Raw genomic sequence first — 16,857 nt, 5'->3', positions numbered from 1 at the left:
GGCTTGCGGCTCATGCTAGTCACCGGGTTGACCGTGCATGCCGGACCGGCGCCAGACCCCACCGAGGAGCGAACTTTCCCGACATCTCGCCAATCGAACTCACCGATGTGGTACAGGCGTTCTGCCTGGGGCAGGTGTTCCGGGCGGACGCTTGGGGCTGGGCCCCGGGTGAGCGGCGGTCAGTCGCCCAGATGGCGGACGAGCGCCCGGGCGACCTCCTGTGCGGCGGGTGCCGTCCAGCGCCTGCGGTGCCGGGCGAGCCGTACCGGCGCGGCGGGGAAGCCGGGCCCCTCGACCCGCACCAGGCGTCCGCGGCTGAGTTCCTCCGTCACCGTGGTGAGCGGCAGCAGCGTCAGTCCCAGCCCCGCCGCGACGCAGTTGCGCGCGGCGTCGACGCTGCCGAACCTGGTCAGCCGGGGCCTGGCGTCCGGCACCTCGAGCAGCCGGCGGGCCAGCGCGTCGCTGTAGGAGCAGCCCTCCTCCAGCAGGAAGAAGCTCTCCTTGGCGAGTTCCGGCCAGTTCGCCGCCCGCTCCCGGCCGGCCAGGGGGTGTCCGGGAGCGGCGAGGAGGGCGAGCGGCTCGCGGCCGACCCGTTCCGAGGTCACGTCGGGGAACTCCGTCTCCTCCTCCAGCAGCAGGGCGAGGTCGAGGCGTCCGGACCGCAGCCCCTCGACGCACTCCCGGGTCCCGGCCGCGTACAGGTGGACGTCCACCTCGGGGTGGCTCGTGAGCAGCGCGGCGACCAGTCCCGGCAGGCGGCTGGCGCACAGGGACTCCGGGCTGCCGATCACCACCCGCCCCGACACGACGCCGGTCTCCGCGCTCCCGGCCCGCAGCCGCGCCACGGCGTCGAGCACCTCTTCGGCCCGTTCCAGGAGGCGGCGGCCGGCGTCGGTGAGCAGCGCTCCGGTGGGCAGGCGGTCGAAGAGCCGCACGCCGAGGTCCCGTTCCAGGGTGCGGATGTGCACGGTGACGGTGGACTGGGCCAGGTGCAGTTCGGCCGCGGCGGCGGTGAAGCCGCCGGTGCGGGCGAGCGCGGTGAAGGTCGTCAGCAGTCGGGTGTCCACGGGGTCAGGGTATGCGGTTCCCCGATGGACTAGATCGTGAACGATCGTTGGACACGATCGGCCGAGGCTGGCAGCGTGTCCGCCATGACGACGGAGATCCTGCGCTACTCGGCCTTCACCCACGACCCGGCCGGCGGCAACCCCGCCGGTGTGGTCCTCGACGCGTCCCGCCTGGACGACACGGAGATGCTCGCGATCGCCGCAGAGGTGGGCTACTCCGAGACCGCGTTCGTCACCGGCGGCGACGCGGAGCGACGGCGGTTTTGGGTCCGCTACTTCAGTCCGCTGGCCGAGGTGGCGTTCTGCGGGCACGCGACGGTGGCGCTGGCCGTCGCCCTCGCCGAGCGGCTGGGCCCCGGAGAGGTCGTCCTGGACACGCCCGCCGGCGAGATCCCGGTGTCCACCGCGGTCGACGGGACCGGAGCGGTGCGGGCCACCCTCACCAGCGTGCCGACGCGTTCGCGCCCGGCGCTGCCCGCCGAACGCGACGCCGCGCTCGGGGCGCTCGGCTGGACGCCCGCCGACCTTGATCCCGCCCTGCCCGCCCACGTGGCGTTCGGGGGCAACGACCACCTGGTGCTCGCCGCCGCGTCCCGGGCCCGGCTTGCCGACCTCGACTACGACTTCGACGCGCTCGCCGAGGTCATGCGGCGCTACGGCTGGACGACGGTGGACCTGGTGTGGCGCGAGTCGGCCGAGCGCTACCACGCCCGCAACCCGTTCCCCGTCGGCGGCGTCGTGGAGGACCCGGCGACGGGTGCGGCGGCCGCGGCGCTCGGCGGGTACCTGCGCGAACTGGGCCTGGTCACCGGCCCGGCCACGATCGCGGTCCGCCAGGGCGAGGACATGGGCCGGACCAGCGAACTGCTGATCGAGGTGGATCCGCGCGACCCGCGCACACGGGTCACCGGACAGGCCGTGCCCGTCTCCGGGGCGTCGGTCTGAGGCATCGGTCCGAGACCACCGGCAACACCGTCTGGGCGACTGTGGGATGCGGTGGGGCCCGACTGCGGTTCGGATGGGTGCCATGCGCAGACCCATAGCCGTGGCTCGACGCCACTCACGCCTGCTCACCTCAGGCGTCATCCTCGCCGCCCAGTCACTTCTCCTGACCCTGGCCGCCGTCCCGGCCACGGCCTCCGCCGACGACACCAGGACGCCCGCTCGCGGCACCGCCCACATGGGCACCGGCGTTCTCGCCCACGAAGGGGTCCAGGGCCGCCCCGTCGGCACCCGCGTCGCCCAGACGGAGGGGGTGGACGTCTCCAGCCACCAGGGCAACGTCGCCTGGCCGACCCTCTGGAAGAGCGGCGTCAAGTGGGCCTATGTGAAGGCCACCGAGGGGACCTCCTACCGGAACCCGTACTTCGCCCAGCAGTACGGCGGTTCGTACGACGCCGGGATGATCCGCGGCGCGTACCACTTCGCGACCCCGGACACCGCGGGCGGCGCCTCCCAGGCCGACTACTTCGTCGATCACGGCGGCGCCTGGTCCAAGGACGGCAGGACGCTGCCGGGTGTCCTCGACATCGAGTACAACCCGTACGGGGCCACCTGCTACGGACGGACGCACAGTCAGATGGTCAGCTGGATCCGGGCCTTCCTCGACCGGTACAAGCAGCGCACCGGCCGCCATGCCGCCATCTACACCTCCACCAACTGGTGGACGCAGTGCACCGGGAACTACAGCGGTTTCGGTGCGAACAACCCGCTGTGGATCGCCCGGTACGCCTCGACCGCGGGCACGCTCCCGGCGGGCTGGGACTTCCACACGATGTGGCAGTACACCTCGTCCGGGCCGACCGTCGGGGACCACGACAAGTTCAACGGCGCACTGGACCGGGTCAAGGCCCTGGCCAACGGCTGACGCGGGCCAACGGAGCGCCGGCCGCCGGTTCAGCGGTCGGCGAGGGGGCCCAGGATGCCGGCGACCCGCTCACGCACCACGTCCCGGGCCCCGGCGGGCAGCGCGCCGATGTCCGTCCGCTCCAGGGCGTCGAGGGTCTCCTCGGCGTCCGTGCCGCATCCGGTGGTCCCGCTGAGCACGTCGTAGCCGTCGCGCACGGCGACGCGCAGCTCCAGCCCGCGCTCACCGTCGGCGTGCACGGCGGTGGCGACCACCAGGGGCGGCGGGCCGCCGGCTTCGGCGGGCTCCTTGCGGTAGCCGCTGGCCAGCGGCGTGCGCCAGCGCAGACCGAGCAGCAGGTGACGTTTCGCCATCACCTCGGCCAGATCGGTCTCGTAGGGGCGGTCCGGGCCCAGCACGGTGGCGCGGGCGTCCAGCACGAGGGCCGCGGGCAGCAGGCAGCGCAGGCTGCTGCCGACGAGGTTGCCGCCGACGGTCGCCGTCCGGCGTACGGCTCCGGTGCCGACCGAGCCCGCCGCCCGGCGCAGCACCTCGGGCACCCGGTCGTCTATGCGGTGCAGCACCACGGCCGCGCCCAGCGACTCGGGTTCGACGGCGGTCGCCTCCGGCAGCCCGCGCAGCGACATGGCCAGTTCGGGGAAGCCGTCGCGTTGCCAGGTGGCCCACACGAGCGTGGCCCCGCCGACGGGCACCGCGCCCTGCGCCATGCACTCCTGCGCTTCGGTCACGGTCGTGGGCTGACGCAAGAGCATGTCGATCGACCTGCTTCCCGGAAGTCGGCGGCCGGACGACACCGCGTCTTCCGCCGGGTGATCACGGTCACTGGGATTGTCCGTACCGCGAAGGGGGCGCGTACAGGGCTCACTCGATTCTCGTGTGCGCCCTCCGCGCGCTGCCGCGCGGGCCAACGCCCGGCGCCGGTTCCGGGCCGCCGAGCAACGCGTCGGCCAGTTCGGCGCTCAGCCGCTCGCCGTCCTTGCGGACCAGTGCGGGAACCTTCGCGTTCCACGCCACCGCGGCACGCTCCAGGGCCTCGGCACCGGCCCGCCGGGCCCGGCGCCCCAGCAGCGCCGTGGCGAGGGGCAGCAGCGGGCGGGCGAAGGAGCGGCCCCGGACCCGTGCCCGCACGGTCACCCGCCAGCGTCCGTCCGGGGCGGGGCGTGGAACGACGGTCACCGAGACGCGGACGAGCGCGTGCGTCAGGGTCCCGCTCAGGGGGGCGCGGGAGGGGTGCCGGCCGTGGCTCGTCGCCTGCCACCACCGACCCAGGTCGAGACGCAGGCGGCCGGTGCCGCCCAGGTACTTCGCCCGCTTGCCGCCGTCCGAGCGCAGCGTCGCCGACAGCCACGCCTTCCCTGGCCGTTCGACGCTCGTGAGCCCGAGGGCACAGACCAGTCGCGCGCGGTGGGCCGGGTCGTCGGCGAGGGTGTCGAGGGTGACGACCTCCAGCGCCGTCTCCCCGCGGCGGTCCCGGGCGAGGACGGTGAGGCACTGGTCCGCGTCCGGTTCCCCGGCCTCCTCGTTCACGGGCCGGTACCGCGCGCCCGGCCCCAGATGCCGCCCCTCGGTCAGTACCAGGCCGGGCAGCGGACGTCCGTCGGGCAGCGTCAGTCGCCCTCCCTCGACGTCCGTGCCCTCCGCCAGGTCGTGCAGCGTGGCGACGCACGACTCGAACCAGCGGCGGGGCACGGGGGCGAGGGTCACGGTGTGCTGGAAACGGGCCATGCGGTGAGGATGGACGCCCGGAGGGTGCCGCGTCACGGGGGCGGCCGGGCAGTGAACGGGCGGCGTCGGCTGCCGGTTCCGGGAGGCCTCTCGGGTGCGGGCGACGTCAGGCCCCCTCCACCTCCGGACGCCGCGCGACGAAGACGAACTCCCGCCCGGCGCGGTCGGGGGCGCCGCGCACCTCCCGTACCACGTACCCCTGTTCGGCCAGGTCCGCGGCGACCTCGTCCCGCTCCCGGAAGCGCAGCGTCGAGTCGGAGGTCAGCACCGCGCCGTCCGCGCCGAAGACGTAGGTCCACCGGAAGGTGACCAGCGGGCCGCTGACGTCCAGCACTCGGCACCAGCTCTCCACGGTGCCCGTACCGGGGACCTCCGCGACCTGGTGCGTGCGCTCGCGGGTCCACTCCTCCCAGGCGCGCCGGGCCGGGTCCCGGGTCTCGAACACCAGGTGCCCGCCGGGTCGCAGGGCCTCGTACGCACCGCGCAGCGTCCCCTGCCAGGCGGGCCGGCCGGTGATCGCCTGGGCGACGTTCGCCGTCATGGTCGCGAGGTCGACGCGCAGCGCGGGAAGCACGGTGGCGTCGCCCTCGATCCAGCGCACCCGGTCGGCGCCCCTGCGGCCGCGCGCCACCTCGAGACTGGCCCCGGCGGGGTCGACACCGACGACCTCGATGCCGCGGTCGGCGAGCAGCAGGGCGAACACCCCGGTTCCGCAGCCGATGTCCAGCACGCTCCGTGCGCCGAACTCGTCGGCCATGCGCAGATACGGGACGAGGTCGCCGCGGTCGCTGTCGAGCACGTCGTAGAGCGCGGCGAGCCGCGGATGCCGGAAGCACTCGTCAGCCATACGGCCGACGATAGCGTCAGGCCTGCCGGGGAACACGGGTAGGCATGCGCGCACTCGTGATCAACTGCACTCTCAAACCCTCCCCCCAGCCGTCGAACACCGAGGCGCTGGCCTCCACGGTCATCGCGGCGCTCAAGGGCCACGGGGCCGAGGTGGACGTCGTACGGGCCGTCGACCTGAACCTGAAACCGGGGGTCGAGACCGACATGGGCGACGGGGACGACTGGCCGGGTGTGCACGAGAAGCTGCTGGCCTCGCAGATCCTGGTCATCGCGTCGCCGACCTGGCTCGGCCGCCCCTCCTCCGTCGCCCAGCGGGTCCTGGAACGCATGGACGCCATGCTCGGTGAGACCGACGACGAGGGCCGCCCGGTCGCCTACAACCGCGTCGCCGGTGTCCTGGTCACCGGGAACGAGGACGGCGCCCACCACGTCATCAGCGAGATCGGCGGCGGGCTCGCGGACATCGGCTACACCATTCCCGGCCAGGCCTGGACCTACTGGCACCTCGGCCCGGGACCCGGTCCGGACTTCCTCGACGACGAGCGCGGCCACGACTGGTCGGTCTCCACCGGCCGGGCCATGGCGTCCAACCTGGTGCACGCGGCGCGCGCGCTCGACGCGATGCCGTTGCCCGCACCGCCGTCCTGATCCGCAGACCGCCCGCGCATGTCTGCCGGAGCCGATTCGGGGCATTCGTGCACGAGCACTGACGTACGAAACGCATGAGGAGCTGAGGTCCGCCATGACGCACGACCTGACCCCGAAGTACACGGTCCCCGGCATCGAGCGCGAGGCCGCCGGACGGCTCATCGGTGTGCTGCGGCTGCGCCTGCACGCCCTCAACGACCTGCACCTGACCCTCAAGCACGTGCACTGGAACGTGGTGGGTCCGCACTTCATCGCGGTCCACGAGATGATCGACCCCCAGGTCGACCAGGTGCGCGACATGGCCGACGACGTCGCGGAGCGCATCGCCGCGCTCGGCGGGGTGGCCCAGGGCACGCCCGGGGCGCTGGTGGCCGAGCGCAAGTGGGACGACTACTCCATCGGCCGTGCGGACGCCATCGCCCATCTCGGCGCGCTCGACGTCGTGTACACCGGCGTGGTCGAGGGCATGCGCGCGGCGGTCGAGGAGGCCGGCAAGATCGACACGGCCACGGAGGACCTGCTGATCGGCCAGCTCAGGGACCTGGAGCAGTTCCAGTGGTTCGTGCGGGCGCATCTGGAGAGCGCCGGCGGCACCCTTGCGACGGGCAGCGCCACGTCCGAGACGGAGGCGGCGGCACGCGGCGCGGAAGTCGCGTAGCCGGACCGCCCCGGCCCGCGTGGGTGGTGCTCGGGCCGCGCGGCCCGAGTACCGCCCACGGGGTTCAGCGGCGGCCGAGGCGGCGTTCGCCGCGGCTGCCGGGCTCGTGGGGCAGGTGGTAGTGGGCGAAGACCGCGCCCTCGTCCTCGGCGGCCAGCTCGCCGTCCGGGTCGATGCCGGGTGCGTCCTTGACCAGGGACTTGTCGTAGGTGACCTTCAGGTAGGACGGTCCGACGGTGGCCTTGTCCACCGGTACGAAGACGAGCCGCCGCCGGGTCGGCAGACCGATCGTCACCGTGGCGAACGCGGGCCGGTCGGTGAGGGTGTCGAAGTAGATGGACTCCAGGGTCCCGATCTTGCGGCCGTCGTAGTCCACGACGTCGAGGCCACGCCAGTCACGAATGTTCTCGGCTTCAAACATGCCCAGTCTTCCCTTCCGACCATCCGACCTTCCGAGGAGCGCTCCCTGTCGTGTTCCCCAATCCGTCCGACTGTCGCCAGTTTGTCCCCTCACCGGCGTACGGCGCCCGATCGGGATAGGCTGCCTGGCCGGAAGAAGTACCCGGGCCGCCGACGGGGCCCGGTGGAGTTCCGAAGGGGATCGAGTGTGGATGGCACAGGCGCCACGAGCGGCCCGGCCCGCACGGGCGGCGGTGCCCTGCTGGACGTGGGCCCGCTGCCCGGCCGTCCGGGCATCCGGGCCAGCGGTGAGATCAACGTGAGCACCCGGCTCTCCTGGGAGAACGCCCTGACCGAGCTGTCCCGGCGGCACACGGACGTGTCCTACGTGGAACTGTCGGGGGTGCGGTTCGTCGACGTGGCCGGGGTGGCGGCACTGGCCGTCACAGCCATGAACCTGCCCGTCGGCCGCGTCGTGGTGGAGCGGCCGCCCCCGCAACTGCCGCGGGTACTGGACCTGTTCTGGCCGTCCCTGCACCGGATCGAGGTGGCGCCACGATGAGCACGGCGACCGCCGACGGGACATTCACCCATCCGGCGCTGTTCTACCGTTCGGAGGCCGAGTACACCGACCGGACGGCGGCGTTCGTGCGGGAGGGGCTGGCCGCGGGCGAGCCGGTGGCGGTGGCCGTGCCGGGCCCCAACCTGGAGCTGATCCGGGCAGAGCTCGGCACGGACGCGCGGGACGTCACCTTCCTGGACATGACCGAGGCCGGACGCAACCCGGGACGGATCATCCCGGGCGTGCTGCGGGCGTTCGCCGACGCGCACGCGCGAGTACGGGTGCGGATCATCGGCGAGCCGGTCTGGGCCGGGCGCAGCGCCGCCGAGTACCCGGCATGCGCCCAGCACGAGGCACTGATCAACGCGGCCTTCGCGGGCCGCCCCGCGACGATCCTGTGCCCGTACGACGAGAGGGGGCTGGCCCCGGACGTCCTCGCCGACGCCCTGGTCACCCACCCGACGGTCATCGCCGAAGGAAACGAGCGAGTCAGTGAGGGGTACGACTGGCGCGCGGTCGTCGCCCGCTACAACGAGCCGCTCGGACGCGCTCGGGACGCGGACGTCCTGGCCTTCGGGTCCGGGGAGCTGCCCGAGGCACGCCGCTTCGCGGTCGGCATGGCCGCCTCGCTCGGACTGTCCGGGCGACGGCTGCAGGACGCGGAACTGGCCGTGGCCGAGCTGACCACCAACAGCGTGGTCCACGGCGGCGGCAACGGGACGGTGGCGGTCTGGGCCGAGGCGGGTCAGGTGGTGTGCGAGGTCCGCGACGCGGGACGGCTCACGGATCCGCTCGCCGGCCGACGGCCCCCGGAGCACGGGCAGATCGGCGGCCGCGGCCTCCTGCTGGTCCACTACGTCGCCGATCTGGTGCGGGTTCACACGACCGAAGAGGGCACCGCCGTCCGCTTCTACCTGGGCGTCTGAGCCACCGGTCCGACCTGGCGCCGAATGTTGCGGCACTCCGCCATGTGTGCGGGGCCTGACCCGGGGTAGGCGATCGGTCGTCGGCCGACAAGGTGACTACGACGACCGATCCACCGGGAGGGCACATCATGACGACGACGACCGCGCAGGCCACCGACCATGCCACGACGGACATGCCGGAGATCGCGGACCCGTCCAAGGTGGCGCCCAGGGACGCGCGGGAGTTGTCGAAGCTGTTCTTCGAGCAGCTCACCGTGCTGGAGGAGGGCACGCCCGAGCACCAGTACGCACGCAACACGCTGATCGAGATGAACATGTCCCTGGTCCGCTTCGCGGCCGGCCGGTTCCGCAGCCGTGGGCCGGAGGAGATGGAGGACATCGTCCAGGTCGGCATGATCGGCCTCATCAAGGCCATCGACCGGTTCGAACTGACCCGAGAGGTGGAGTTCACCTCCTTCGCCGTGCCGTACATCGTCGGGGAGATCAAGCGGTTCTTCCGGGACACCTCCTGGGCCGTGCACGTCCCCCGGCGCCTCCAGGAGGCACGCGTCCAGCTCGCCCGCGCCACCGAGGAACTGCGCAGCCGGCTCGGCCGCACCCCCACCACCCAAGAGCTGTCGGAACTGATGAGCCTGCCCGAGGACGAGGTCGTCGAGGCCCGTCTCGCGGCCAACGGCTACAACTCCGCCTCCCTGGACGCGGCCATCAACGGCAGCGAGGACGGCGAGTCGGCGCTCGCCGACTTCATCGGCGCCGACGACGCCGCGCTGGCCCTGGTCGACGACTTCCACGCCCTGGCCCCGATGATCGCCGAACTGGACGAACGCGACCGGCAGATCATCCACTGGCGGTTCGTCGAGGAACTCACCCAGAAGGACATCGGCGAACGCCTCGGCGTCTCCCAGATGCATGTGTCCCGGCTGATCTCCCGGCTGCTGGCCCGGCTGCGGGAAGGCATGCTCAGCACCGCCTGAGCGGGGCTCGGGCCTCAGGCCGCGGTCGTCTTCTTCTTCCGGCGGCCGCGGCTGCCGCTGCCGCTCCCCCTGCCGCGGTCACGGTCGCGGTCGGTGAGCGCGTCGACGAGTTCCTCGCGGCTCATCTTGGAGCGGCCGGCGATGTCCCGTTCGGTGGCCCGCTGGTACAGCTCGGCCTTGCTCAGCTCCCGCAGCTCGCCGCGCGGGGGCGGGGTCCGGCGAGAAGGAGCGGTGGCCTTCTTCCGCGACGCGGCGGGCCGCTTGCCGCCCTTGCCCTTGCCCTTGCCCTTGCCCGTGCCCTTGCCCGTACCTTTGCCCTTCGCCTGCTCCAGGCTGCCGCGCAGGACTTCCATCAGGTCGACGACGTTGGTGGCCCCGGGCGCCTCCTCGGCGACGGCGACCTCCTCGCCCTCGGCCTTGGCCCGGACCAGCTCGCGGACCTTCTCCTGGTAGGTGTCGCGATAGCGGGCGGGCTCCCAGTCGCCGCTGAGGGCGTCGACGAGACGCAGCGCCATGTCCAGCTCCTTGCCGCGGCCCACCCGGTCGGACGGCAGTTCCGGCAGCTCCTCGACGGGGTCGCGGACCTCGTCGGCCCAGTGCAGCGTCTGGAGCAGCAGGACCCTGTCCTCGGCGCGCAGCGCGGTCAGGTACTGCCGGTTGCGCATGACGAAGGTGGCGACCCCCGCCTTGCCGGTGTCGGCGAGCGCGGTGCGCAGCAGCTCGTAGACCTTCAGGTACTCCTTGCCGCGCGGGGCGAGGTAGTAGGTGCGGCCGAAGAAGACCGGCTCGATCCGGTCCAGGTCCACGAAGTCGGTGATCTCGAGGGTGCGGGAGCGTCCCGGCGCGATCTCGTCGAGTTCCTCGGGCTCCACGACGACGTATTCGCCCTCGCTCACCTCGTAGCCCTTGACGATGTCGTCGGCGTCGACCTCCTCGCCGGTGCGCTCGTTGACCCGCCGGTTGCGGATCCGGTCCGAGGTGCCGCGCTGCAACTGGTGGAAGTGGACCGTGTGGTCCTCGGTCGCCGTGAACAGACCGACGGGCACCGAGACCAGCCCGAAGGTGATCACACCCGTCCAGATCGCCCGCGCCATGGCCTCCGCTCCGTCCGTTCCGTCCGTCCCGCTCGCACCGCCCGGTCCGGCCACGCTGCCATCCGGTCCGCGGCCCCGCGCGCCGGACGGAGCACACGGGTGGCCGGCCGGGCGACAGCGCGCGGATCGGCGTTGGCCGTTGTTCCCTGTGAGGTGTGCGGGCCGGCGCGAACCCGTCGCACCCGCCGCACTCGTCTCACCCGTCTCACCGTCGAACGAAGCGAGCAGAGGGACGCCCCATGAGCTGTCGTCTGAAGCCGATCACCCGCGAGGAGCATCTGCGCTTCGTCGCGGCCCGGCCTTCCGTGAGCCACCTCCAAGTCCCCTCCTGGGGCGACGTGAAGCCGGACTGGCGGGCGGAGAGCCTGGGGTGGTTCGACGAGGGCGGCGAGCTGGTCGGCGCCGGTCTTGTGCTGCTGCGGCCGCTGCCGCGCCTGAAGCGGTACCTGGCGTATCTGCCCGAGGGGCCGGTCATCGACTGGACGGCGGACGGTCTGGAGCGGTGGCTGGAGCCGATGCTCGCGCACCTGAGGCAACGCGGCGCGTTCACGGTGCGGATGGGGCCGCCGGTGGTGGCCCGGCGCTGGAGCGCCGACGCGGTCAAGGCGGCGATCGCCGACCCCGGAGCCCGGCGGCTGGGCGACGTGGCGGCGACCGAGCACGAACCCGAGGCCGACGACCTCGCGGAGCGGCTGCGGCGGATGGGCTGGCGGCGCACCGAGCCGGGCGGCGCGGACGGCTTCGCCGCGGGCCAGCCGCGCCACGTCTGCCAGGTGCCGCTCGCCGGACGGTCCCTGGAGCAACTGCAGAACGGCTTCAACCAGCAGTGGCGGCGGAACATCAAGAAGGCCGACAAGGCCGGTGTCAAGGTCGTCCGGGGTGACCAGGAGGACCTGCCCACCTTCTACGAGCTGTACGTGGAGACCGCGCGTCGGGACCGGTTCGTGCCGCGTCCCCTCGCCTACTTCCAGCGTATGTGGCAGGCGCTGACGGCCGAGGACCCGGACCGCATGCGCCTGTACCTGGCCCATCACGACGGAGAGGTGCTCGCCGCGGCCACGATGCTGACGGTCGGCGAGCACGTCTGGTACTCCTACGGCGCGTCCACCGGCCGGCGGCGCGAGGTGCAGCCCAACAACGCCCTCCAGTGGAGGATGATGTGCGACGCGCGTGAACTGGGCGCCGCCGTCTACGACTTCCGCGGCATCACCGACACCCTGGACGAGGACAACCACCTGCTGGGACTGCTCCGGTTCAAGATCGGTGCGGGCGGACAGGCCGTCGAGTACCTCGGCGAGTGGGAGTATCCACTGAACAGGGTGCTGCACAAGGCCGTGGCCCTGTACCTGGCGCGCCGCTGAGCCGGCGCGACGCCGGGTCCGGACGAGGTGGGGCGGGGTGGGGAGATGGCACGGCTCTTGGTGGTGCAGAACCATCCGGGCGGTGGGGCGGGCCGGTTCGGTGACTGGCTGACCGCGGACGGAGTGTCCCTGGACGTGGTGCACGCGTACGCCGGTGGGGCACTCCCCCGGCGTCCGGAGCACGACGGCGTCATGGTGCTCGGCGGTGGCTACCTGCCCGACGACGACGTGCGCGCCCCCTGGCTCGCGCCCACCCGGGCCCTGGTCGCGGAGGCGGTGGACCGGGGTGCCCCGGTCTTCGGGATCTGCCTCGGCGGGCAGCTCCTCGCCCGGGTCGCCGGAGGCACGGTGCGTGGTGAGCACGGCCGGCCGGAGTTCGGCAGCACCCCGTTGAGGGTGCGCTCCGAGGCCGGTGCCGATCCGCTCTTCGGCGGGCTGCCGGAGCGGGTGACGGCGATCGAGCACCACGTGGACGCCGTCACCGCCCTGCCGCCCGGCGCGGCGTGGCTCGCGTCGAGCGAGGGGTGCCCGTACCAGGCGTTCAGGGTCGGCGAGCGGGCGTGGGGCGTGCAGTTCCACCCCGAGGCGGGGGCGGACCGGGTCAGGTCGTGGGACGCGGACCGGCTCGAGGCCCGGGGCCTGGACCCGGTGGAACTCAGCCGCCGGGCGGAACTCGACGAGCCCGCCGCCGAGGCGGTCTGGCGCGAAGTGGCCCGGCGTTTCGCCGCGGTCGTCGTCGGGTCGTGAGCCCCGGCGCACGAGGACGGGGCCCCGAGGCTCAGTCGCCGAAGGCGCCTCGGTCGGCGAAGGCCAGCTTGGCGAAGCGTTCGCCGATGAGTCGGTGGGTGGCGGCGTCCGGGTGGATGTCGTCCGGCAGGGGCAGGTCCGCCGCGTCGGCCCGTCCGTAGAGTTCGCGGCCGTCGAGGTAGTACAGGTTCTCGTCGTCGGCGGCCCGCTCCGACACGATCCGGGACAGCTCGTCGCGGACGACGTTCAGGGTCAGTTTCCCGCTCGCGCGCTCCGCCGGGTCGCCCGTGGCGACGAACCGGAGGCGGCCCTCGGCGATGCCCGAGAAGTCGGGGGCGAGCGGACCGGGGGTGTCCTCCTGTACGGGGCACAGGATGGGCGAGACGACCAGCAGCGGGGCGGTGGGGTGGCCCTCCCGGAGGGTGTCCAGGAAGCCGTGCACGGCGGGGCCGAAGGCCCGCAGCCGCATGAGGTCGGCGTTGACCACGTTGATGCCGATCTTCACGCTGATCAGGTCGGCGGGGGTGTCGCGCATCGCCCGTGCGGTGAACGGGTCGAGCAGGGCGCTGCCGCCCAGGCCCAGATTGATCAGTTCGACGCCGCCGAGGGAGGCGGCCAGGGCGGGCCAGGTGGTGGTGGGGCTCGCGGCGTCCGAGCCGTGGCTGATCGAGCTGCCGTGGTGCAGCCAGACCCGGCGGCCGGGGTCGGGGGCGGGCTCGACGGGGGCGTCGGTGCGCAGGGCGACGAGTTCGGTGGTCTCGTTGTGCGGCAGCCAGATCTCGATGTCCTTGGTGCCTTCGGGCAGGTCCGCGAAGCGGAGGGTGCCGACGTCACCGGGCTCGACGGCCGCGGTGCCGGTGGTCATGTCGATGGTCAGGGTGTTGCCGCCCACGACACTGCCCCGGCCCGCCGGACGGCCGTCGACGAGCAGGTCGTACACGCCGTCCGGGCGCGGCGGGACGCCGACGTAGACCCGCTTGGTGGGCAGGGTGTCCAGTTCGAGGACGGTGGCGCGGGTGCGCAGGGCCAGGCGTACGCCGGAGGGCTGGGACTCGGCCATGGCCAGTTGGCCGTCGTTGTTCTGCGCGCGGGCCCTGGCGGGAAGCCGGTGGGGCAGCAGGCCGCGCTCGGTGCGCTCCACGTCGAGGGCGCCCCGCAGCAGGTCCCGGGTGAGGGGCGTGGTGATCCAGTCGTCCGTGGTGTGCATGTCGCCTCCGGCGGTGGTGCGTCTCGCTGCGTCGCGTCTTCCTTCGTTGATTATGCATTAACCTAATTGCATTAGGCAAATTGCTTATCACACTGGCCGGCCGGTTCGGCTGCCCGTGGCAGGAGTGACAGCTTCCGACGGGAAAACGCCACACCCGCCGATCACCGGACCGCGAGGAGGTACTTTCCGGCTCATGCACACCGTCGCCGTTCTCGCGCTGGACCGGGTGATCCCGTTCGACCTGTCCACCCCGATCGAGGTCTTCACCCGTACTCGGCTGCCCGACGGCAGCCCCGGCTACCGGATCCGGGTGTGCGCCGAGCACCCCGAGATCGACGCCGGCGCGTTCACGCTGCGGGCCCCCTGGGGGCTGGACGGACTGCGGGACGCGGACACCGTCATCGTGCCCGGTACGGCCGCCGCCGACCCGCTCTCCCCCGCCGTCCGGGAGGCGCTGCGCACGGCGGCCGGGAACGGCACCCGGATCGCCTCCATCTGCTCCGGCACCTTCCCGCTGGCCGCCACCGGGCTGCTCGACGGGCTGCGGGCCACCACCCACTGGACCGCGGCAAAGGCCCTGGCCCGCGCCCATCCGGAGGTCGACGTCGACCCGGACGTCCTCTACGTCGACAACGGCCGGATCCTCACCTCGGCCGGTGCCGCCGCGGGCCTCGACCTGTGCCTGCACATGATCCGGCGGGACTACGGCTCGGCGGTCGCCGCACACGCGGCCCGGCTGTCGGTGATGCCGCTGGAACGCGAAGGCGGCCAGGCCCAGTTCATCGTCCACGACTACCCGCCCGTGCCGCGCGGCTCCGCCTTCGAACCCCTGCTCACCTGGCTGCGGGAGAACCTCGCCCAGGACCTGTCCCTCGCCGACATCGCCGAGCACGCGGGGATGAGCACGCGGACCCTGATCCGCCGCTTCCGGGAGCAGACCGGCAGCACCCCGCTGCAGTGGCTGCACCGTGCCCGGGTCCGCCAGGCGCAGCACCTGCTGGAGACCACGGAGCACTCCGTCGAACGCATCGCCGCCCAGGTCGGCTTCGGCTCGCCGACCGCCTTCCGCGACCGTTTCAAGCGCACCACCGGAGTCAGCCCGCACGCCTACCGGCGCACCTTCGGCTGACGGGGTCACCGGTCCGGCACCGTACCCGGTTGGGATCCGTCCGGGTCGCGGGGCCGCCCGCGTGACCGTAGACAGAAGGCATGGTCAGGTGCGGCGGTGGACAGCCGCGGACCGAGACCGAACGCCGAATCCGAGGGCCGAGAGCAAGGGACGGAGGGTCGAGGCCATGCCACGCAGGGGCGGGCGTCGCCGGGACACCCGTGGACCGGACGCGGGAGGGGTCGAGCAGGTCCTGGACGAGCTCTACGGCATGCCGCCGTCCGTCTTCGTCCCCCACCGTGAGGAACGCGCCGCGGCCGCCAGAACGGCCGGCCGCAAGGAGGACGCCCGTCGCATCCACGCCGCCCGCCGGCCCACGCTCGCGGCCTGGGCGGCCAATCTCCTGACCCGCTCCCGGCCGGAGGAGACCCGGCGCTTCCTGGAACTGGGGCAGGCACTGCGCGAGGCACACCGCACCCTGGACGCCGCCGGGCTCAAGGAACTCTCGGCGCAGCGCCGGCGCATCGTCGCCGCCCTCTCCCGGCAGGCCGCACAGCTCGCCGGTGAGGCCGGGCACCGGCTGTCCCAGGCGGCGCAGCGGGAGGTCGAGTCGACCCTGCGCGCGGTCCTCGCCGACCCGGACGCGGCCGACCAGTGGGCCGGGGGGCGCCTGGAGGTCTCTCTGACCCCGCCCTCGGACTTCCCCTCGGGCACGGCCGGTGCGGCACCGGCCCGGACCGCGGCTCCCGAGCCGGCACCGCGCCCCAAGTCGCCCCGCGCCGCCTCCGGAACCCGGGCCAAGGACGAACTCGCCGAGCGGCGCCGTAAGAGGCAGGAGGAACTGGAGCGGGCCGAGCGGGAGGCGGAGCGGGCCGCGGGACACCTGCGGGACGCACGCGCCGAGCAGACCGGCGCGCAGGACTCGCTCCGACGGGCCGACGACGAGTTGGGCCGGATCCGCGAGACGGTGGCCGCCGCCGAGGAGAGGCTGCGCGAGACCCGCGAGGACCTCGACCGGGCCGAGCGGGAACGGCGGGTGGCGCAGGAGCGGCACCGAACGGCCGACGACGACGTCGCGGGGGCCGAGCGGGAAGCACGGGCGAGCGCACGCCGACTGGACCGACTGGCCGCCCGTGACAGGTCATACGGCTCGTCCGATTGAGTACCCGTACTCATGAGGTGCTTCCCCCCGGCGGGGGACGCTTGCCGCTCCAGTCACCCACAGGGAGTCAACCGTGCGTACCAGCAATCCGGTTCACCGACCGTCGGCCGCGCCCCCCGTCCGCGCGAGGCGGTCCGTCCCCGGTCTCGTCCTGGCCTGTGTCGCCGCCGCGGCCGTGCTGACCGGCTGTTCCATCGAGGAGGCCACCTGCGGCGGCGGTGAGTACCCGGTGCTGTCCATCGGGGGCACCGGCGGCGCATGTGTGCCCAACGGCGAGGAGCCGCCCGAGGGTTACACCCGCTACCCCGAGGGCAAGGTGCCCGAACACGTCGGTGACAAGTGGGACACCTACTGGCAGACACACACCGTCGACGAGCACGGCAAGGTCGTGGAGGTGCCCGAGGGCGGGTGAACGACGCGCTCCGCGGTCCGAACACACACACGGGGTTGCGGCGGCACATACCACGAGGGCGGCCATACGTGGTATACCGACTCGGCAGCGA

General features: G+C 73.1%; 19 protein-coding genes. 12 read left to right on the top strand and 7 right to left on the bottom strand.

Annotated features, from left to right (window positions below):
• Nucleotides 1–179 precede the first annotated feature (179 nt).
• Nucleotides 180–1,067 carry a LysR family transcriptional regulator gene (locus ACFYZ3_RS11370; protein ID WP_388515515.1) on the bottom strand — a complete coding sequence of 296 codons (888 nt, stop codon included), beginning with the start codon at nt 1,065–1,067 and terminating at the stop codon, nt 180–182.
• A gap of 84 nt (nt 1,068–1,151) precedes the next feature.
• On the opposite strand from ACFYZ3_RS11370, the gene ACFYZ3_RS11365 reads away from it, so the two are divergent.
• Complete coding sequence (locus ACFYZ3_RS11365; RefSeq protein ID WP_388515513.1) at nt 1,152–2,012, top strand: PhzF family phenazine biosynthesis isomerase; 861 nt, start codon at nt 1,152–1,154, stop codon at nt 2,010–2,012.
• A gap of 82 nt (nt 2,013–2,094) precedes the next feature.
• Nucleotides 2,095–2,934, top strand: a complete 840-nt coding sequence (locus tag ACFYZ3_RS11360) for a lysozyme (RefSeq protein WP_388515511.1) — start codon at nt 2,095–2,097, stop codon at nt 2,932–2,934.
• A 29-nt stretch (nt 2,935–2,963) separates the two neighbouring features.
• Here the strand turns inward: ACFYZ3_RS11360 and ACFYZ3_RS11355 are convergent, their stop codons facing one another.
• From ACFYZ3_RS11355 to ACFYZ3_RS11345, 3 genes are all read right to left on the bottom strand, one after another.
• Nucleotides 2,964–3,686, bottom strand: a complete 723-nt coding sequence (locus ACFYZ3_RS11355; RefSeq protein ID WP_388515509.1) for an FAD binding domain-containing protein — start codon at nt 3,684–3,686, stop codon at nt 2,964–2,966.
• Nucleotides 3,687–3,795: 109 nt separating this feature from the next.
• Complete coding sequence (locus tag ACFYZ3_RS11350) at nt 3,796–4,659, bottom strand: hypothetical protein (RefSeq protein ID WP_388515507.1); 864 nt, start codon at nt 4,657–4,659, stop codon at nt 3,796–3,798.
• A 106-nt stretch (nt 4,660–4,765) separates the two neighbouring features.
• Complete coding sequence (locus tag ACFYZ3_RS11345) at nt 4,766–5,506, bottom strand: class I SAM-dependent methyltransferase (protein WP_388515505.1); 741 nt, start codon at nt 5,504–5,506, stop codon at nt 4,766–4,768.
• 44 nt (nt 5,507–5,550) lie between these two features.
• Between ACFYZ3_RS11345 and ACFYZ3_RS11340 the strand changes: the two genes are divergently transcribed.
• Both ACFYZ3_RS11340 and ACFYZ3_RS11335 read left to right on the top strand, forming a co-directional pair.
• On the top strand, nt 5,551–6,156 hold the full coding sequence (locus ACFYZ3_RS11340) for a flavodoxin family protein (RefSeq protein WP_388515503.1): 606 nt from the start codon (nt 5,551–5,553) through the stop codon (nt 6,154–6,156).
• Between the two features lie 94 nt (nt 6,157–6,250).
• On the top strand, nt 6,251–6,814 hold the full coding sequence (locus ACFYZ3_RS11335; RefSeq protein WP_159323769.1) for a Dps family protein: 564 nt from the start codon (nt 6,251–6,253) through the stop codon (nt 6,812–6,814).
• A 64-nt stretch (nt 6,815–6,878) separates the two neighbouring features.
• Here the strand turns inward: ACFYZ3_RS11335 and ACFYZ3_RS11330 are convergent, their stop codons facing one another.
• On the bottom strand, nt 6,879–7,235 hold the full coding sequence (locus tag ACFYZ3_RS11330; RefSeq protein ID WP_003978264.1) for a PRC-barrel domain-containing protein: 357 nt from the start codon (nt 7,233–7,235) through the stop codon (nt 6,879–6,881).
• A gap of 186 nt (nt 7,236–7,421) precedes the next feature.
• Between ACFYZ3_RS11330 and ACFYZ3_RS11325 the strand changes: the two genes are divergently transcribed.
• The 3 genes from ACFYZ3_RS11325 to ACFYZ3_RS11315 all read left to right on the top strand — a co-directional run bounded on the left by ACFYZ3_RS11325 (nt 7,422) and on the right by ACFYZ3_RS11315 (nt 9,675).
• Nucleotides 7,422–7,775 (top strand): STAS domain-containing protein, encoded by a 354-nt coding sequence (locus ACFYZ3_RS11325; RefSeq protein ID WP_361002184.1) that lies wholly within the window; start codon nt 7,422–7,424, stop codon nt 7,773–7,775.
• The gene (locus ACFYZ3_RS11320; protein WP_388515500.1) at nt 7,772–8,701 is read left to right on the top strand and encodes an anti-sigma factor RsbA family regulatory protein; all 930 of its coding nucleotides are present in this window, start codon (nt 7,772–7,774) and stop codon (nt 8,699–8,701) included. The genes ACFYZ3_RS11325 and ACFYZ3_RS11320 overlap by 4 nt, the downstream gene beginning before the upstream one ends.
• A gap of 128 nt (nt 8,702–8,829) precedes the next feature.
• Nucleotides 8,830–9,675, top strand: coding sequence for an RNA polymerase sigma factor SigF (locus ACFYZ3_RS11315; protein ID WP_388515498.1), 846 nt, complete (start codon nt 8,830–8,832; stop codon nt 9,673–9,675).
• Between the two features lie 14 nt (nt 9,676–9,689).
• Here ACFYZ3_RS11315 and ACFYZ3_RS11310 read toward each other — a convergent pair whose 3' ends face one another.
• Nucleotides 9,690–10,769, bottom strand: a complete 1,080-nt coding sequence (locus ACFYZ3_RS11310; protein WP_388515496.1) for a Ku protein — start codon at nt 10,767–10,769, stop codon at nt 9,690–9,692.
• A 239-nt stretch (nt 10,770–11,008) separates the two neighbouring features.
• Here ACFYZ3_RS11310 and femY point away from each other — a divergent pair, with 239 nt between their 5' ends.
• Both femY and ACFYZ3_RS11300 read left to right on the top strand, forming a co-directional pair.
• Nucleotides 11,009–12,130: a peptidoglycan bridge formation glycyltransferase FemY gene (gene femY / locus ACFYZ3_RS11305; RefSeq protein ID WP_388515494.1), complete on the top strand. Its 1,122-nt coding sequence runs from the start codon at nt 11,009–11,011 to the stop codon at nt 12,128–12,130.
• A gap of 45 nt (nt 12,131–12,175) precedes the next feature.
• On the top strand, nt 12,176–12,877 hold the full coding sequence (locus ACFYZ3_RS11300; RefSeq protein WP_388515492.1) for a type 1 glutamine amidotransferase: 702 nt from the start codon (nt 12,176–12,178) through the stop codon (nt 12,875–12,877).
• Nucleotides 12,878–12,908: 31 nt separating this feature from the next.
• On the opposite strand, the gene ACFYZ3_RS11295 is transcribed toward ACFYZ3_RS11300, so the two are convergent.
• Nucleotides 12,909–14,084: a GDSL-type esterase/lipase family protein gene (locus ACFYZ3_RS11295; protein ID WP_388515490.1), complete on the bottom strand. Its 1,176-nt coding sequence runs from the start codon at nt 14,082–14,084 to the stop codon at nt 12,909–12,911.
• Between the two features lie 193 nt (nt 14,085–14,277).
• On the opposite strand from ACFYZ3_RS11295, the gene ACFYZ3_RS11290 reads away from it, so the two are divergent.
• The 3 genes from ACFYZ3_RS11290 (at nt 14,278) to ACFYZ3_RS11280 (ending at nt 16,766) form a co-directional block, all read left to right on the top strand.
• Complete coding sequence (locus tag ACFYZ3_RS11290) at nt 14,278–15,213, top strand: GlxA family transcriptional regulator (protein WP_388515488.1); 936 nt, start codon at nt 14,278–14,280, stop codon at nt 15,211–15,213.
• Between the two features lie 166 nt (nt 15,214–15,379).
• Nucleotides 15,380–16,354 carry a hypothetical protein gene (locus tag ACFYZ3_RS11285; RefSeq protein ID WP_388515486.1) on the top strand — a complete coding sequence of 325 codons (975 nt, stop codon included), beginning with the start codon at nt 15,380–15,382 and terminating at the stop codon, nt 16,352–16,354.
• A gap of 73 nt (nt 16,355–16,427) precedes the next feature.
• Nucleotides 16,428–16,766: an SCO0607 family lipoprotein gene (locus ACFYZ3_RS11280; protein ID WP_388515484.1), complete on the top strand. Its 339-nt coding sequence runs from the start codon at nt 16,428–16,430 to the stop codon at nt 16,764–16,766.
• Nucleotides 16,767–16,857 lie beyond the last annotated feature (91 nt).

Source organism: Streptomyces sp. NPDC001599, assembly GCF_042893535.1.
Taxonomy (GTDB): domain Bacteria; phylum Actinomycetota; class Actinomycetes; order Streptomycetales; family Streptomycetaceae; genus Streptomyces.
Note: the sequence above shows the minus strand (reverse complement) of the source record. Positions and strands in the feature narration are given on the sequence as shown.

Excerpts from the sequence above, each read along its gene's own strand:
- ACFYZ3_RS11365 (WP_388515513.1), top strand. The coding sequence starts at position 1,152 with ATGACGACGGAGATCCTGCGCTACTCGGCCTTCACCCACGACCCGGCC.
- ACFYZ3_RS11360 (WP_388515511.1), top strand. The coding sequence starts at position 2,095 with ATGCGCAGACCCATAGCCGTGGCTCGACGCCACTCACGCCTGCTCACC.
- ACFYZ3_RS11355 (WP_388515509.1), bottom strand. The coding sequence starts at position 3,686 with ATGCTCTTGCGTCAGCCCACGACCGTGACCGAAGCGCAGGAGTGCATG.
- ACFYZ3_RS11350 (WP_388515507.1), bottom strand. The coding sequence starts at position 4,659 with ATGGCCCGTTTCCAGCACACCGTGACCCTCGCCCCCGTGCCCCGCCGC.
- ACFYZ3_RS11345 (WP_388515505.1), bottom strand. The coding sequence starts at position 5,506 with ATGGCTGACGAGTGCTTCCGGCATCCGCGGCTCGCCGCGCTCTACGAC.
- ACFYZ3_RS11340 (WP_388515503.1), top strand. The coding sequence starts at position 5,551 with ATGCGCGCACTCGTGATCAACTGCACTCTCAAACCCTCCCCCCAGCCG.
- ACFYZ3_RS11335 (WP_159323769.1), top strand. The coding sequence starts at position 6,251 with ATGACGCACGACCTGACCCCGAAGTACACGGTCCCCGGCATCGAGCGC.
- ACFYZ3_RS11330 (WP_003978264.1), bottom strand. The coding sequence starts at position 7,235 with ATGTTTGAAGCCGAGAACATTCGTGACTGGCGTGGCCTCGACGTCGTG.
- ACFYZ3_RS11320 (WP_388515500.1), top strand. The coding sequence starts at position 7,772 with ATGAGCACGGCGACCGCCGACGGGACATTCACCCATCCGGCGCTGTTC.
- ACFYZ3_RS11315 (WP_388515498.1), top strand. The coding sequence starts at position 8,830 with ATGACGACGACGACCGCGCAGGCCACCGACCATGCCACGACGGACATG.
- ACFYZ3_RS11310 (WP_388515496.1), bottom strand. The coding sequence starts at position 10,769 with ATGGCGCGGGCGATCTGGACGGGTGTGATCACCTTCGGGCTGGTCTCG.
- femY (WP_388515494.1), top strand. The coding sequence starts at position 11,009 with ATGAGCTGTCGTCTGAAGCCGATCACCCGCGAGGAGCATCTGCGCTTC.
- ACFYZ3_RS11300 (WP_388515492.1), top strand. The coding sequence starts at position 12,176 with ATGGCACGGCTCTTGGTGGTGCAGAACCATCCGGGCGGTGGGGCGGGC.
- ACFYZ3_RS11295 (WP_388515490.1), bottom strand. The coding sequence starts at position 14,084 with ATGCACACCACGGACGACTGGATCACCACGCCCCTCACCCGGGACCTG.
- ACFYZ3_RS11290 (WP_388515488.1), top strand. The coding sequence starts at position 14,278 with ATGCACACCGTCGCCGTTCTCGCGCTGGACCGGGTGATCCCGTTCGAC.
- ACFYZ3_RS11285 (WP_388515486.1), top strand. The coding sequence starts at position 15,380 with ATGCCACGCAGGGGCGGGCGTCGCCGGGACACCCGTGGACCGGACGCG.